The sequence below is a fragment of the Streptomyces sp. NRRL F-5123 genome (genome assembly GCF_000721495.1).
Lineage (GTDB): Bacteria > Actinomycetota > Actinomycetes > Streptomycetales > Streptomycetaceae > Actinacidiphila.
In genome coordinates this window covers 1-16,005 of record NZ_JOHY01000040.1, presented here as the reverse complement: position 1 = coordinate 16,005, position 16,005 = coordinate 1, and the positions used below count along the sequence as shown (strand labels likewise).

7 protein-coding genes are annotated in these 16,005 nt (G+C 65.7%); all 7 read right to left on the bottom strand.

Annotated features, from left to right (window positions below):
* Window positions 1-32: 32 nt before the first annotated feature.
* From dpdK to dpdE, 7 genes are read right to left on the bottom strand one after another with little or no spacing between them, the layout of a single operon-like run.
* Window positions 33-554, bottom strand: coding sequence for a phospholipase D-like domain-containing protein DpdK (gene dpdK / locus IH54_RS0126755; protein WP_031521510.1), 522 nt, complete (start codon window positions 552-554; stop codon window positions 33-35).
* Window positions 551-5,062 (bottom strand): protein DpdJ, encoded by a 4,512-nt coding sequence (gene dpdJ / locus IH54_RS0126750; RefSeq protein ID WP_052397905.1) that lies wholly within the window; start codon window positions 5,060-5,062, stop codon window positions 551-553. The genes dpdK and dpdJ overlap by 4 nt, the downstream gene beginning before the upstream one ends.
* Window positions 5,059-5,745 carry a hypothetical protein gene (locus tag IH54_RS0126745; RefSeq protein WP_031521506.1) on the bottom strand — a complete coding sequence of 229 codons (687 nt, stop codon included), beginning with the start codon at window positions 5,743-5,745 and terminating at the stop codon, window positions 5,059-5,061. The genes dpdJ and IH54_RS0126745 overlap by 4 nt, the downstream gene beginning before the upstream one ends.
* Window positions 5,745-8,753 carry a protein DpdH gene (gene dpdH, locus IH54_RS0126740; protein WP_031521504.1) on the bottom strand — a complete coding sequence of 1,003 codons (3,009 nt, stop codon included), beginning with the start codon at window positions 8,751-8,753 and terminating at the stop codon, window positions 5,745-5,747. The genes IH54_RS0126745 and dpdH overlap by 1 nt, the downstream gene beginning before the upstream one ends.
* Window positions 8,746-9,636: a protein DpdG gene (gene dpdG, locus IH54_RS0126735; RefSeq protein ID WP_031521502.1), complete on the bottom strand. Its 891-nt coding sequence runs from the start codon at window positions 9,634-9,636 to the stop codon at window positions 8,746-8,748. The genes dpdH and dpdG overlap by 8 nt, the downstream gene beginning before the upstream one ends.
* Window positions 9,636-12,230 carry a protein DpdF gene (gene dpdF / locus IH54_RS0126730; RefSeq protein WP_031521501.1) on the bottom strand — a complete coding sequence of 865 codons (2,595 nt, stop codon included), beginning with the start codon at window positions 12,228-12,230 and terminating at the stop codon, window positions 9,636-9,638. Before dpdF ends, dpdG begins: the two co-directional genes overlap by 1 nt.
* Window positions 12,223-15,534: a protein DpdE gene (dpdE, locus tag IH54_RS0126725; protein ID WP_031521499.1), complete on the bottom strand. Its 3,312-nt coding sequence runs from the start codon at window positions 15,532-15,534 to the stop codon at window positions 12,223-12,225. The genes dpdF and dpdE overlap by 8 nt, the downstream gene beginning before the upstream one ends.
* Window positions 15,535-16,005 lie beyond the last annotated feature (471 nt).

Sequence of the window (16,005 nt, the reverse complement as noted above, 5' to 3'; positions counted from 1 at the left end):
GCTTGGAGCGGGGGCGACCGGGCGCCGGGTGATCACTGATGTTCCTTCCATCGCTGGGCGAGTTCCAGCCGTGCCTGGGCCGCGTCTTTGCCTCCCACCTTGTAGCTCACCGCCTCATCGTTCTCCAGGAGGCCGCGCACCGTGAAGTTCATGGATCCGGTAAGCATCCAGTCTCGGCCGCAGATTGTCTTCTCGTGCACGGTGGGGTTCCGGACGATGCGCACGGTGTGGAGGGGGGTTAGGCGATTCAGCCGTGTGAGGAACCGGGCGTTGTGCGTGTCGGGGCGGGTGACCACGGTCAGAGAGGTGCCGGCCATCGCGATCCGTGCCAGCAGATCGGCCAATGAGCAACTGCTGGGGGGATTGTCGTCGAACAGGGCGTCATATGTTCCCTGGCTGTTGTCGAGGATCTTCACATCGCTGATCCAAGGCGAGACCAGCCACATCACCGGTCCGGGAAAGGTGAGTTCTCCGACGAGGGCCATGGCCAGAATGGCGTCCGCGCGCACGCCGGTATGCCTGCTGGTGCGTACGGGGCGCTCAAGGCCGTTCACTGCGTAGCCTCCCGGATGTCTACTCGGACGCGCCACTGCCCGCCGTCGCGTCGCATCCCTTGCATCTCTCCGTACAGGCGTAGCACGTCCCAGTCCACGGTCAGTACAGGTACACGGACGATGGCGTCGGACAGCGCCGCCGCGGCGTTCGTGTCAGCGGTCAACTCCACCGCGGCATGCTGCGTTATGGCGGTTTGGTAGCGCTCTTCCCAGCCGTCTTCGGTGACGTCGATGCACGGCAGTTGCTCGTCGTGGGCTGCGGCAGCCAGCAAACGGTCGAGAACGGGTGGGCGATCGAGGTAGGGCTGGTAGTACCGAAGGTGATGGGTCCTGGCGTCCCGGCCCCGCGGCCAGAGGAGGCTGAACGCCTGGTCGGCCGAAAGCCGTAGGCCGGGGCCGGTGGGCAGGCGTCCGGAGCCGACGGCATAGGCGACGACGCGGGCGTCGACTTCCACGCCGAGTCGGAGTTCGAGGGCCTGCCATGCATCGATCACGGCTAGTGCGCTGGCGTCCGTGGTGGGGTTGCTGCCCGGCCGGAGGAGTCGCGTGGACAGGGCTGCCACGGCACTGTGGCGTGGCGGGCCGTCGAGTGTGCTCCACGCCTTGCGGAGGTCGGTGAGTGCTTGGCGGGAATCGGCTGCGGAGGTGCGGGCCCGCAGATCTGCCATCGCCTGTGCCGCCGTGCCGGTCGGCGCTGTGGTGACGTGGCGCAAGAGTCGGGTAATGGTGGTGTCGACGTACTCATAATCGTTGGGAGTCAGGGCTGTCTCAACCAGACGCCAGAAGCGCCGTGGGTCCTCGGCGTAGTAGCGAGAGAGTTGTTCGATCACTCCCAGACCGCCGATGGAGGTCTCGCTCAGCCATACGCTGGCCGGATGATCGTCCGCGGCTGCAGGAACTACGTCGACAATCAAATCGGAGTCCTGTGCGTCCGGGCAGGCACGCAGTGCTGCAGCAAGGACGGCAGCGGCGACGGTGTCGGTGTAGGCCCGCTGTGCCAGGTCGGTGGTGCGGACGGCGACGTCCGATGCCACCAGGAGGTATCCGGCCCGGTCCAAGGCGTCCACGACGGTGCGGACGTCGCTCAGTTCAGTAAGTGTGGCGATGAGCCGTTCGTTGGTGTGGGTGGGCTGGACGGCTGGCTCGTCGCGGTAGAGCACGCCGAGGATTTCCGCCAGGTCCTCCCGCCAACTGCCGCCTGCCAGTGCGGCACGGATCGAAGACGGATCGGGACTGTCGTCGCCTATGCCTCGCAGGGAGAACGATGTCAGGTAGACCAGGGCTAGCCAACCGCGCTGGAACTGGTTCGTCACCTCTGCCAGTGCGGGATCATCGTTTACGGCCTGGAAGAAGGCCAGGGTCCGCCATTGGGGTGCGGCGAGGTACTGGGCGATCTCGGGGCGGGTGGTGTCCAGCGGGGCAACGGTGAAGGAGGCGGCATCAACACTGAGTTGGAATCCGAGGGCGGCCGGTTCCCCGTTGCAGGTGTAGTGCACCGTTCGAGCATCTGTGGTGCCCGAGTCGTAGCTGACCTCGAAGCGTGCTCCGGTAGTCATCCGGCGCACTTCGATGGGGTTGCCTGCCGCGTGCAGGGAGAAGCCGACGGCAGTGATGCGGTCCTGCCATGAGGAAGGGCGGGGAACGTCCCCGGGCAGGGGCGAGGTACTGGCGTGGACAACGATCTGAGAGCCCCACAACGGAAAGCCTTGTGACCGGTCGGCTACTTGTCTGGGCGGCCGGCTGAGATGCAGGCGGTGGGGGCGCAGTACGACCAGGCCCGCTTCGTACCCTCGGGGGAACCATCGGCCTTCGCGTGTCGGGTCCGGGACGAGGGCTTCGTCCAGTTCTAGGGTGTCCTGGCCGAGCGGGGGGATGGGAAGCCAAGTTCGGTGGTCGTCCCGTTGATGGCCGTAACGGCGGCTGACCCGGCCGGGTACGGCTTCTCTAAGAGCCCTGGCGATCGGCAGCAGTTCGTCGGTGCTCTCTTGCTCTGGGCCTCCGGCAGCCTGACGTGCAGCGAAGGGGAGCGTCAGTGCGACCTCAGGTACGTTGAGTGCGTCGAACAGGGCGCGGGTCACGAACTCTGGCAACATGCTCCCGGGATCGGCGCCGGGGTCCTTCTCCTGGAGTGTCTGCCAGTTGTTCTTCAGCCGGCGAGTCGCGGTGGGTACCACGCTGAGCAGGAGCGACCGCGGCTCCTCCCACAGCAGGGCCTGCACCTCATCGGCGCTCAATTGCAGTGCGGTTCTGAGGTGACGTGCGAGATCGTCCTGAAGGGTGGCCGTGGTCAGCAGACTCTCCAGCAAGTGCGCCAACTGCTCGCGAGAACCGTTGTCCTGAGTCTTGCTGCCCTTTCGTGGCGCGGTCAGTAGTTGCCTGGGATCGTTCCAGATCTGGCGGGATCGTAGTTTTCGTCCGGCCCAGTCGAGCAGAGACTGCGCTCCCTGGATTTTGATCACGAAGCGGTTGTTGACCGGCAGATGGCGGGCGGCCACTTCCGGCTGGAACAGCGTCTCGTAAGCCTGGTAGGCAAGCCTGTCTCGGCCGTAGTCGGAGAGGGTGATGACCGTGATCGGGCGCATGGCGCGCTGACGACCGGCGCGGCCGCGTCGCTGGATGAAGGCAGCTGCATCGTGGGGTGCCTTGTGCTGGAGGACCAGTCCGACGCGCGGGTCGTTGAATCCGACCTCGAGAGAGGCGGTCGCCACTGTCAGGTCTGCGTGCAGATCGACCCCGACGTCCTGCGACGACGTGCGCGCCACGCGCAGGACGTGGCTGCCCGCGCCAGGGGCGAGCACGTGGCCGATCTTCTCCATGAGGTCCCATGACTGGCCGTCGCGATAGCGGGCGTGATGCTGGGGACTGGCCGGAGCTCGGAGGGCAGCGAGGGCGGGATGGCGGCCATTTGGCCTGCCGTAGCGGTCTTGCCTTCCCTCGGCATCCCGCAGGTCGTCGTAGAACCGGTTGGTGACGTCAAGGTCGTCGGTGAAGAGGAATCCGGTGGATCCGTACAGGGCAGCGTCCTCCTCGGGGTCGAGCATGCGCCCGAAGAGCATGGCCGTTTGGATGGATGTGGACAGCAGGCTGCTACCCGCGATCGGATCGCCGCGCAGTGCGAGGGCGTATTCGCGGCCCTCCTCGTCCATGCTGTTGTCGTCTGGCTGGATGTACTCAACGTCGTTGTCGCGCAGACCCACCAGCCGGGCGAAGAAAGCGCTGGCGTCGCGCAGTGTGGCGCTCAACCCGACGAAGGTGACCGGTTTGCGGACGGCCTGCTGCCATCGGCGCAGCAATAGGGCCGTCTGCGCCCCGTGGAGCCCAGCGTAGGTGTGGACCTCGTCGAGAAGGACCAGTGAGGGGACGGCGCCTGCCTGCCAGCCCAGCAGTCGGCCGATGCCTCCGGCGGCGCTGTAGAGGTTGAGCATCTCGGTGGTGGTGAACAGCAGGTCCGGTGGCTGCTGGCGCTGGGATTGGCGGGTGAGAGCCAGGCGGCCCTCCGGGATGACGCTCTGGCAGGCGAGGCAGGCCAGTCGTTCCTTGTTGCTGCGGCGGTCCGCGTCGTGCCAGAGAAGTTCACCGCGCTCGCATTGCGGGCACGTCAGATAGGGGCAGATGGCGCCTTGCTGGGTTCGCTTCCAGGCCGCGCGGCTGTTGGCACCGGGCTCAAGTCTCGTGTCCTGGGGGTCGTACGGCGTGTCTCCGTAGAGCGCTCCAAGGCGAAGCGGACGACGCCCGCAGCTTTGCAGGGTGGACTCCAGGGCACTGGCGGTGCTCAGCGCCTCGCGCAATTGGTCACGCAGGAGTTCCTTCCGCGGATACAGCGCCAGAGTGTGCAGCCGGAAGCTGTTCGGGCGGGCACGCTCGGCCATGGCGGCGAAGGCCGGCAGGTAAAAAGACAACGTCTTGCCGCTGCCGGTGCCGGCCCCCACAATCACACCGCTGGAATGAGGGCGCTTAAGGGCATTGGTCACCGACGCGGCGGCATCGATCTGGAACCGGGCGAGGTCACGGGAGCCGATCTGCGCTTGTGCCACGAGGTGCTGCAGGCGGTCCCAGCCTGGCAGGCAGGCGAGTTCCTTCAGCGCGGTCGCCGCAGGGATGTTGCGCTGAGGGTAGCGGCGTGGTGCGGTGTGCAGGCGGTAGTCGGCGACAAGCCGTTTGCCCGTCTGCCACCACGGAGTGGAATCGTCGCGGACCTGCCAGGGGAATAGTTGCCGCAACTGTGCTGCGAGACGAACGGTCTCGGCGAGTCGCGTGCGATATTGCGGGGGCGAAGTGTCAGGCACCTTGAACAGCCACGCACGATCGCGGAATTCATACAGTAGGTCTTCGCCCGATATGTCTCCCGCCTCCTGCGGAGCGTCGGGCAGGCAGAGATCGATGACCTCAAGGACTTCGCTCTCGGTCAGCGCGCCGTCGGTGATCCCCCAGGAGACAAGGGGCAACTCACGGTCCTCGAGCGCGTTGAGGACGTGGTTGTAGAAACGGGCATGTGCCGGTGTGATCACGTGCGCCTCCTGCGGACTTCCAGATCGGCATCGAGATCGACACGACGCAGCAGCGCGATCTCCTCGTCTGTGATGTCGCAGAGCAGCAAAAAAGTGCCGGAGGCCAGACGGTCAAGGAGCGTCTGCAGTCCTTCCGGCGGCGGTGGCGCGCTGTCGAGCAACTCAGCAAGTTCAGCGTGAGCGTTCGCGAACAGGGTGATCCCGGCTGCCTCGACATCGGCGCGAGCAGTTTTGGTGAGGTCCTGGAGCAGTGCTTTGGCCCGCGTCTGATCTTGCAGGGAGAGCATTGCCTGCCGCGCCATCTGCAAGGCCGCCAATTGGGCTTGCGTCCACTGCCGCCACGACTCCAGAGTGTCGTGGGAAATGCGATCGGAGACCTTTCGTACCGCTGTCGAAGCTCTGGTGAAGGCAGGGTTGGGAGGCAGTCCGCCTTCGCACTGGCGGGTGAACGCTGCTAGACCCGTGTCGAGCCCGGAGAGGTCAACGTCTCCCGCCCCCGGCTGAGCCATCAGGGAGCGGGCGATGCGCAGGCCTCGCTGCAGGGCCATCAACTCGTTGCGCAGGACGCTGATGCGTTCGCTGATGCGCCTTGCCTCCTCCTCACCTTTCTCTCCCTCGTTGAGTCGGCGTGCCTCAGCCTGCAGCCGCTCTGCCTTCTGCAGCACGGACAAGGGCGCGCTCATCAGTCCTCCTTCGGTGTGCTCAGCGACCGCCATTCGGTCAAAAGCTCCTGGACGCCACGGGCCGCCTCATCGCCATGAGAGTTGGTGCGGGATGCGGCGTGCGCCAAAGCGCTGGTCAACCATGCATCGCTGGCCTGCAGCAGGCCGCTAACCACCTGAGTGGTGACCCCTCGGTCACGCACGGCCGATATGATGCGGGCCGCGTTAGAGGCCTCGGGTTCCTCCGCCCGCAGGAGTTCGTCCTCGAGTTGGGTGAGGACCTTCCAGTCGACATTCTGCGCTCGCGCCAGACGTTCAGTGATATCCGTCCGCGTGGCCAACGGAACTGGAATGCTGGCGTTTTCTGCCGCCAGGAGCGCTTCGCGTACGGCGGCCAGGACCTGCGCCCCGGTCGTGCCCCGCGGATGATGTCGGCGTACGTCGTCCAACTTCCGGCGCAAGGATGCATTCTGTGCATGCACCAAGCTCGTCCAGTTTGCGAAGTTCGTGACGGCTGGCTTCACCCACTCTGGTACTTCCGATGCCGTCACCTGCCAGTCCCACAGTGCTGCTGCTCGGCGCAATAGCGGCAGCGCCCTGGCTGCGTCGATCAGCCGCGGCTTTCCGTCGCCCTGGGCCACGCCGAGGGCGTCGCGGAGCCGTTCGACGAGGGGGAGTCGGTAATGGAGGTGGGCTTCCAAGGTCCGACTCCATGCACCTTCGCGGTCCGCGGCGTCCTGGCGCGCCCAGGAGCGTCCGTCGGCGAATGCGACCGTCAGTAGTTCGGCCTCGTCAATACCGGGCCATGCCAGCCCGGCCAGAGCGGCGCCGATCAGGGCTGCCCGCAGCCCGAGGACCAAGTCGTCATCGGTGATCTGCAGGTTTCTCTGCAGGGCGGCGGTGAGCGACGCGGTGTAGTGGTCGGCGTCTGTGCTTAGCCGGCGTACGTGCTCCGCCCGCTGGGCGGGGTGGCCGTTCTTCAGCAGCAGCACGCTGCGCAGGTAACGGCTGTTGCGTGCCGTTCTTTTGAACTTGATCGGGGCTGTGCCAGCACCTTGGATGTTCTCCGATGCGCCTTCGATCGAGACCACACGGGCATTGGAGGGCCAGGCTGCGCGGATCGTCGTCTGTGTCTGTTCCCGCATCAGCGGATTGACCCAGCGGTGACGCTGCGCCACGGCGGTTGCAATGACGGTGCGGATATCGAGGGCCACGGCCTGCTGCAGGACGTGTTCTCGCGTGAGCCAGTCGTCCACTGCCCTGACCTTGGCCTGCAGGGATGGCGGGAGTTCGTCTGTGGTGGGGGGTTCCGTTGTTGGGACCCCGCGCGGCTTCCGATGAGTGGCGCTTGCCCCGGAGAAGGTACGAGCTTCCAGGGCAAAGGCTTCTGCGACTGCGGACGGCAGCGCGCCGGCGTGGTCGGGGGCTCCGCCCCAGAACTCAAGGACGATCTTCCGGCGGTCGGCGTCGAGATGGTCCTCTGCCTCTACGACTTCCTGCACGTCGGTGGAGAGCGGTTCGTCGATGTCCGCAGTGGGGAACTGCGTGCGGAATCGGGCGTCGGGGAAGATGCCTTCTGCGAGTGCGCCGGCATGGTCGACCAACACGGGACGGATCACGCTGCCGAGCACGGTGCGCGGCACGAACGCGTAGGGGTCGTTGCGCGGCGCCGTCGAGTGGATGGTGCGGACCAGCGCGGATGGATTGAACGGATACAGGCCGAAGCCCTCGGAGGTGACCCCGAACTGCTCATGGCACCGGGAGACCAGGTCGCAGGTCTCACAGGGATTGAGGACCTGCCGCTCACCCTCCCTTTCCAGGGCGTCCCGTCCGACTCGGGCGGCGTTGAGATACCGTCCGACGAACGAGGTGATCTCGGATTCGCCCCGGTCGTCCCTGGTGAAGGGGACATTGAGGTTGTAGACGTAGCCGGCGGTGGCCCGCACACGGGTAAGTGCGGTCTCCGGAAGGTCGCTGAAGTAGCCCGTGGTGACAGCCATAAGGGTGCGGATCGGCGCCAGAGTGGTGCTGCCGTAGCGGTTGGCGGCCTCGATGACTGCATCGAGGAGGTCTCTCTGTACGCCTTGGATCAGCGCGAAATCCTCGATGAGCAGGATGATCTCTTTGCCCTTGCGGGCGAACTCTTGCCGCACCTGCAACATGGCGTCCTGCAGGCGGCCCGCTCCTAGGCTCGCCACCCGTTTGACGGCCGCTTCCAGATGCTGGTTCAGCAGGTCGACGGCGGCCTGCTGCAGTTGTGTGCTGCCCGAGATCACATTGATCAGCTTGATCGTGATCTGGGCGGCGCGATGGAGATCCAGCAGGTCGGTGGGGAGGTCATCCATGGTGAACGCCATGGGGCGGTCCATTTCGCCCTCTGCGCGGTCCTGCAGCAATTGTTTCGCCAGTCGCGGAATGAACTTGCCCTCTTCGAGCATGAAGGCGCTCACGTGGGGGTCTTGCAGGACGACCGTCAGGCCGCGGGGGCCGGCAAGCGGCCGGGCGTGCTGAGGTACGTCCCGGGCTGTCGTGGCGGCCAGGGCCTCGCTCAGAGCGTTGACCAGTCGCCTGCTCAACGTGGCCGCGTCCACGCTGTCAGTGAACCGGTCTATGTCGGCCCGCAATTGAGTCAGCGCCCCGCTGTCCGCATCGGCGAGGAGGGCGTCGATCACAGCGCGCAGGCTGGTCTTGGCCTTCTCCAAGTAAATGATCTCGTACTTGTCCGAGGGGGGCAGGTTCTCGCGCACCCAGCGCACCAGGTGTGACTTTCCTGTCCCGGAGTCACCGACGATCGGCAACAGCAGCGCGCCGGTGTCAGACTGGAGCGACAGAAAGTCCTTCAGGACGGTGTTCTCGTCAATGAGGGGGCCGTCGGAGACGATGGCACGTCCGTCCAGGCCGGCCCTGCGAATGCGCAGCGGCGCATGCGTGGCCAGGAAGACCGCACGAGAGGGGCTGACCGCCTCGGTGTTGATCGTCGCGGCCGCTGTTTCGGGCGTCCAGCAGAGGAAGCCGCGGAAGTCAGCCATGCTGGTCCTCCGAAATGACGATGTCGGACACGTAGTGCGACGGGCGGTCGGGGTCATGAAGGGTCAAGACGCGCTGGGCGTCGGCGTCCTGCTGCAGAATGAGCCAGCCTTCGTCTTCGCCGCGCAGCAGGGCGTAGGACAAGGTGGGCCCGGCTGACTGGGCGCCCGGGTCGGAGATGCCCATGGCGTTGGCGTAGTCACCGCCGGGCAGGACCGGCAGGGCAGTGCGCAGGGCTCGTGCTGCGTCCACAGCGTTGACTTTTTCCCCGACAGGCCACAGCCCTTGTACCGTCTGCTTGACGGCTTCTGTGCAGTCCGGCAGCAGGGGGCCCTTTCCGCTGCTGGACAGCAAAGGGGCCGCAGCCAGGCCCAGGGCCGGCGCCCAGTGTACGAAGCGATTCCATCGCGTGTCGTTTTGCAACGCAGTGCCTGCATCAGAATTCAGGTCGATGGACTGCTCGCGTTGGACGATCTCCCAGGTGGTCGGCTCATCGAGAGGGTCGCGGGACAGAAACCAAACGAGGATGCGGGTGAGGTCGCGCGAACCGGTCTGTCCTGCGTCGTCGGCCAGTCCGGCATTGAGCTCCTCGGCCAGGACGGCCTGGCGCAGAGCGCTGCTGAAGGATGGGAAGTCCGTGCCGTCGAGGTCGCAGGCGTGTCCAGCGAGCGAGAGCCGGGCTTCGTCGTCGGTGATCAACTGCAACTCGCGAAGGCTGCGCAAGGCTTGGTCGAAGGTCTTGTTCTCCTTGCCCTCGGTAAGGGAGGGGGGAGCCAAAAGCACCCGCGCGCGATCGGTCGGCAGCGGCTTTCGCTCTGTGGCAAGGAGACGAACGACGGCCCACATAAAGGGCGGTATCGAAGATTCCGCGAGCAGCAGGGCCACTAGAATGACTCCAAGGCAGTACGCACCCACAAGTGGGCGCGGTGGATTGCAACAAGTGGGATGTCGGGGCGATCTGGGTGCGCCAAAGACCGCGGGTGCACCAGGTACGTTACATCCTGGGAATCGAAGCGCATCGCCAGATCCTCTCCCATGTGGGAGTTGGAAGTATCCAGCAGCCAGACCATCGGGTTTGTGTAGCGCCCCAGGAGGTCCTCGTCCCTGTCGACGATGACGGGGTGGGGGCGCACGTCGCGTTGAATTCGTCGGGTGGCGAGGCGGGCAACCCCCGGGCCGCCGACCACCGACATCCCCCGCACGGCCAGGTGCTCAAGCAGTTCGGGAATCAGGTCGGTGAACTCCTCATCAGTTTCCCAGTAGATGGAAAGGCAAGGCAGGTCACCCCGAAACTGTTTCAGGGGGTCCTCGGGTCGGTTCGGCCACGACGGCACCGCGGGCCAGGGCTCGACCGCGAGCCGGTAGTAGCCCTCGGGGGCGGTCCGCGGTGGGCCCTGCTTTCTGCAGGGCGGGCATCCGCGGCAGGTGACTCCTGTGGTCAGGACACCTTGGCGGTAGGGCACGCGGTAGTGATCGGCCAGTGCCTCGCCCCAGCAGCGGTCGCTGCGCAGGATTCTTCGCAGTCTGCCAGCGGCGTCACGCTGATCATTGATGATCAGTTGGCGAACGCCGTCGAAACGCTGCAGGAAGTAGGCACGGTCGTTGGTTTGCCCGTCCACGAGGGAGATGTCGAATTCTTTTCCCAGGGACGTGTAGAACACGTCGAGACGTCCTTGCCAAGCCGCGTCAGTTTCCTGCACGCCGCGATGTGGGGGTTCGGGAATGGTCACCTTGATGAGGCCGGCTCTCACCATGAAGTTGAGGATGCGCTCATTCCAACTGCGGTGCCGGCCGAAACCTTCGGGCATGTCGGCAGGCAGGGCTTCGAGGCTGAGCCGGTGGGCACCGCTTTCGGTGGCAGTGCGCCCCAGCCACATGGCCCGCCACCGGGCCCAGGCGCGCTGGGCGGTCAATTGCGGGCTGCGGTTGATGCTCTCGGCCAGTTCCTCGTCCTCGGGGGCGGTGGCCATGTAGGCGACGCAGGGATTCCCGTCACGCCCGGCGCGGCCGACCTCCTGGTAATAGCGGTCTGTGGTTTCCGGGAGGCAGGCGTGGACCACGGTTCGCACGTCGGCGAGGTCGACGCCCAGACCGAAGGCCGAGGTGCCCACCACCACGTCGAAGCGAGTAGCCTCAGGCCCGGCCGGGGTCGCTCCCGCCCAGCCTTCGAGAGCCTGCCGCCGCTGGTCGTCAGTGGACTTTCCGGTGACCTGGGTGACGCGGCGGAAGCCGGCCTGGCGGAGCCGTTCAACCCAATCGACGGCGTCCTTGACGCGGGTGGTGTACAGAACCAGGGGTCGCGGCAGCATGGCGACTGCCTCGATGACGGCTTGGTCTCGACTCTGGCCGTCTGGGCAGGTGTCGACGTAGTAGCTGGGCTCGTGCCGGAGTTGGGAGGCCCATACGACTTGGGTCTGCCCTTCCTCGGCGAACAACTGCTCCAGAAGGCCGACCTGCTGGTGGGTGAGCGTGGCACTCATCGCCACGGTCACTGGCGCGTGGCCGTTGGGGGCCTTGCGCAGCCAGGTACGCCGGTGGCTGGCCATAGTTTGGAACTCGGGCCGAAAGCCGGTGCCCCACTGTTCTACCAGGTGCGCCTCGTCGATGACGAAGTACTGCAGCAGTCCGGCTTCGGCTGCGTCCTCCAGGGGCTTCTTCAGCGCCGTCACTACCGCTTCGGGGGAAGTAAACAGCACGCGTTGGCGACCGGTTCGGACGTCGTCGCAGATCTGTCGTTTGACCTCCTGCGGCATGCCGCCGGTGTAGGCATAGCGGCCGGTTGGGCTCTGCCTGCCGTGGCGCGCAAGGGCGGCCTGCGTCCTAGCCTCCATGTCCAAGGCGAGAATGACTGTGGGGACGACCACGATGGACACTCCCGCGCGGGCGCCTGCCAGCAGCGTTGCGGCTTGGGCGACTGCGGTTTTGCCGTGGCCGGTCGGCAGGCACACGATAGTTGTGCTGCCCGCGGGCGCCAGCGCGATGGCCCGTGCGGCTTGCTGCTGTCCGACGGAGACGTATTCCTGGTAGCCGAGGGCCTCGGTCCAATAGGGGTCGGCCGGCTGGAAGACGAGGTGACGCCGGTGCGGTGAGTCCTCTCCGAGGTGGATCTGCTTCAGGTCCTCCCGTGCGCTCTCCAGCGCTTGGGGTGTCAGAGCGCGCGGGTGCCACTCCCGCGCGAAGACACGCAGTCCGCGTCCCGCGGGTAGTGTCCTGCACGCCATCTGGCCCCACTGCTCGCGGTTAGGCAGAGCCGCATCCAACGGCACTTCTAGGCCGGCATGGTTGCCCCTGACCGCCGCCTCCAGCAAGACTTGGCGAGTCAGGGCGGCGATGTCGCGCCAGTCGACCGCATTCGTGCGGTCGGCCGCCCGGTCGGCCAGAGCGTCCCTGAGCCGCCGCAGCGTCCCCGTCGCCGTCGTCGCGGGCACCTCGGGCCAGGCCGAAAACAACTCCTGGGCGTGCGCCCACAAATCAGCCACGGTGGTTAACCGCCCGGTACCCACCGCGCACGATGCAGGTGGCGGCAACCACACGCACCGAAGGATGGCTCAGTCCCTCTGTCAACTCCTCTGCCACGGCAACATCCAGCAGGTAGCTCTCGGTATCGCCTAGTAGATGGCCGGCCGCCTGCCGCGCCTGCGCCTGCGCGGCCGCCACGGCAAGTTGTTGTCGCGCCTGCTCCTGAGCATGGAGGCACTTGCTCACCAGATCGGTCGCCCGGACGAGGTGGGCGTGAGCAACGTCCTGAGCCGCTTCGGCCGCCCGCCTGTACTCCGGCCCGCCTCCGAACACGGCGACCAGTTGCTGATGGTTTGTGAAATTATAGTTTTGGTCGCCCGGTTTGCCATAAGGGGCTTCCAGCCAGGCACACGCCTTGGCATTGGTGAGGACCCCGCGCTGTCCAGCCGGCACCCAAATCTTGCGGGTGAACGGTGCTAGCAAGCGGTCGGCCTGGCGCCGCAGCGCTCGCCTGGCCTCTGGCACGTCATCGACACGCTCCAGGGCGGAGTCGATGTCGGCCTCCACGAGGTATTCCAATCCGAAGTATGCCTCGTCAGCGCCTCGGCAGGCCGGATCAAAGCGTCGGAAGGCCGTGGCCTGTCCGCGTTCGTCGGCGAAGACGATGCTGGCGAGCATATCGACAAAGGGGTTGCCCGCGCGGAAGAGCCGGGTCCCCGGCGCACGCAGGGCGGCTGACCGGTTGAACACGCCCTGGGACATGTGAGGGTGAATGCTGTCGGTGGCCGCTTTGTGGCGTCGGGGGTCGATCAGGGGGCGCGAGGAGGCAACATCGAACCGGTCACGTTGGTGACCGGCAACAGTACGGATGTCGTGGCGGAAGCGCAGCCCACCACTGCTGTCATCAGCGTAGTGCACCAAGTCTTCCCGCAACGTTCGCCATTCCTGTTCGAGGCGATCGAGTGCGCTCGTGGTCTGACGGGCCTGTTCCGACGTCTCATGGATGGACTCCAACATGTCCATTCTGTCGATGTCCCGCTTGGCCTCGCGGAGGTTCTCGCGCAGGTCAGGTGCCAGAGTAGTGAGTCCGGCGGGACCGTCGGCCAGCGCCTTTCGCCACACCACGGTCAGCCCTTCTGCGATGATGTCCTGCAGGGTCGAAACTGATGCGGTGAATAGGCCGTACCCCTCGTGGAGGAGGGCGGCCCAGGCCCCGGAAAACATCTCGTTACCTTCGCGGTCACCGACGCGGAACTGCTGCGCGGGCCGATTCTGCCGCAACGACTCCACGCCCCGGTAGCGATCCACCCTGCCGATCCGCTGCTCCAGGCGGTTGGGGGACCAAGGCAGCCGCATGTGCACCACCGTGTCGGCGACCTGAAGGTTCAGTCCGTCCTCGGCCGATGTGTCAGCGACAAGGACCTGACACAGTCCCGCGGCCTGCGGGGCACGCCATGCCTGCACCACACGTTCGCAGGCATCCGCACTAGTTGCCGTCGTGTGCAAGCCCACCACCGTGGTTGAGGCATGGGCGTCACCGAGCGCAGTCGCCACCTGAGTGGCGAGAGAACCTGCACCACAAAAGATCACCACCTTGGTCCCGCGACGGATCACTGGCGCCAACAGTTGGGCGAGGGCCGAGCGCGCGGTGGCAGCGGGCAAGTTGGCGCACTGCTGGGTGTAGGTCTCCAGCAGGGTGCTTTCGGCCGGCAGCGTCCGCGGCGCGGCGAGCAGTTGTCGCTCCTGTTCGGTGAGTCCAGCACTGTCAGCGGCGGATCGGTCGTGATGGATACGCCAGCGCAGAGCGCGCAGCAGGTCCTCCGCCAGACCGCCGGCCCGGGAGGCCAGCACCGCCAATGCCATGGCGAAGGCTGCGTACTGGGTGTTGCTGCCCCCAGCGTCCATCAAGTCGTCGGTGACGAGCATGCGCCACTCGAGCAGCAGCGCCTGGCTCAAGTGGTGTTCTTCGAAATCCACCGCGAGCAGACGCGGCCGGGTGCGTCCTCTCACCTCGTAGGGCACCAGGTCCGATCCTTCATCATCCTGCAGCACGGAGGCGCGACGGTGACGGATGACTCGCCGGTGCAGGCGGTAGGTCTCGCCGAGGTGAGCCCTCAGGCGCTCAACACGCAGGCCCAGTTCAGGGGCCTGATCCTCATCCGTCAACTCATCGTCATCGGTAAGGAGGGCCAGTACGTCGGCAGCCAAGTCCTCAAAGCGTGCGTCGAACGGCAGGAGTTCTCGCAGGCTCTTGATGGTCATCGGCAGTAGCGCGGGAAAGTAGGAATCCAGTTGGAACACGCCATCGGCCAGGTCTTTGCGCCGCCGGTAGCGCTCCTCGAATGCGGCACGGTCGTCCCACCGATACAGGTCCTTGTCCAGTAGATGCAACAGGCCGAGGTGGGTGACGTAGTGAGAGGTGACCGGAGTGGCCGACAGTAGCAGCAGTCGCACGGCCGAGTGGGCGATGCCGCACAGTTCCCGGTACGGGGATTGCGTCGGCTCGACGATGTCGTGGACGAGGAGATGCGCCTCGTCCACGACGAGGAGATCGACGTCCCGGTAGGTCTCCCACTCGAGGGGGGTCTCGTGGCTAGTAAAAGTGATGCGCGCATCAGGGAAGTCGTCGATGAAGAACTTCTCCAGCAGCTCGCTACGCCACTGCCTCACCAGGGGTTGGGGCGTGACAATGACGACGCTCGCGCGAGGGTCGTCGATCAACGTCTGGCGAATGACGTAGCCGGCCTGGACGGTTTTTCCGAGCCCGACCTCATCGGACAGCAAGTAGCGCTGCACCGGGTCGGATAGGACCGTCAAAGCGGCTTGCACCTGGTGGGGGTAGATCTCCACAGCAGCGGACAGCAACGCCGGGATGCTGCCGCTCGCACTGCGCTGGGCGATCAGGCTGTGCAGCATCGGCAGGCGGGCGTCGTGGAAGTAGCCGGATTCGTTTCCTCCTGCCCCCAGCGTTGCCACCGGATTGCGTACCGGTTTGTCCCAACGCACGTGCAATTCTGCAGCTTTGACCGGCAGATGCACGTCTGGGTGATTGGGAAACTGCACATAGTACATGCCCGGGGCGCTTCCCCGCACCCGTCCCACGATCCATACGCCTGTGCTGGGATCCCGCCGGTAGACCCGCGTCTCTTCAGGCAAGGACACCGGCGTGCATGACCGCGCAGCGATGCGTTGCTGCAGCGCAACCGGTTCCGCAATCGACTCGAAGAAATCGACCCGAACGTTGTCTCCTTCATCTGCCCCTACACGCCCGACCCCCGGTGAACCGGAGAAGTAGACGAAATCCCCCACCCGCAGCCCCGACATCGCACTTCCTTCACACGCTGCTCACATCTGGCTGGTCGAAGCGTAAACCTCACGACTGACGGTGCCCCCACGAGACAAACGATCTTGGGTAGTCGCGGACCGTGGCTCCCCAGTTCCCTGCATCCCGCCGCTCACGAGTCGCCCCCCCAACATGGTCCGGCCGCCGGCCGACCGCATCCGATCACGCTTCGCTCCACTCCATCATCTGGATAGAGCAGGTGAGATCACGATAAAGACGATCACATCGTTTCGTAACCCGAACCCTCGATCCGGACACCCTGCAGTCCTCACGAAGCGACTCTCTCGGGGATCTTGATCCTGCTACTTGCCCTGCTGCCACCAGCACTCCTATTGGAGTCCTCGCCGAGTCGAGGGGGTGTGTCCAGTTAACGGCTGATCTTGGTTGTTGGGGTTCAGTTGTTGGCCGGGGTGAGCCGGCCTTCGAAGGCGATCTGGAAGGCGTTCAGGGGT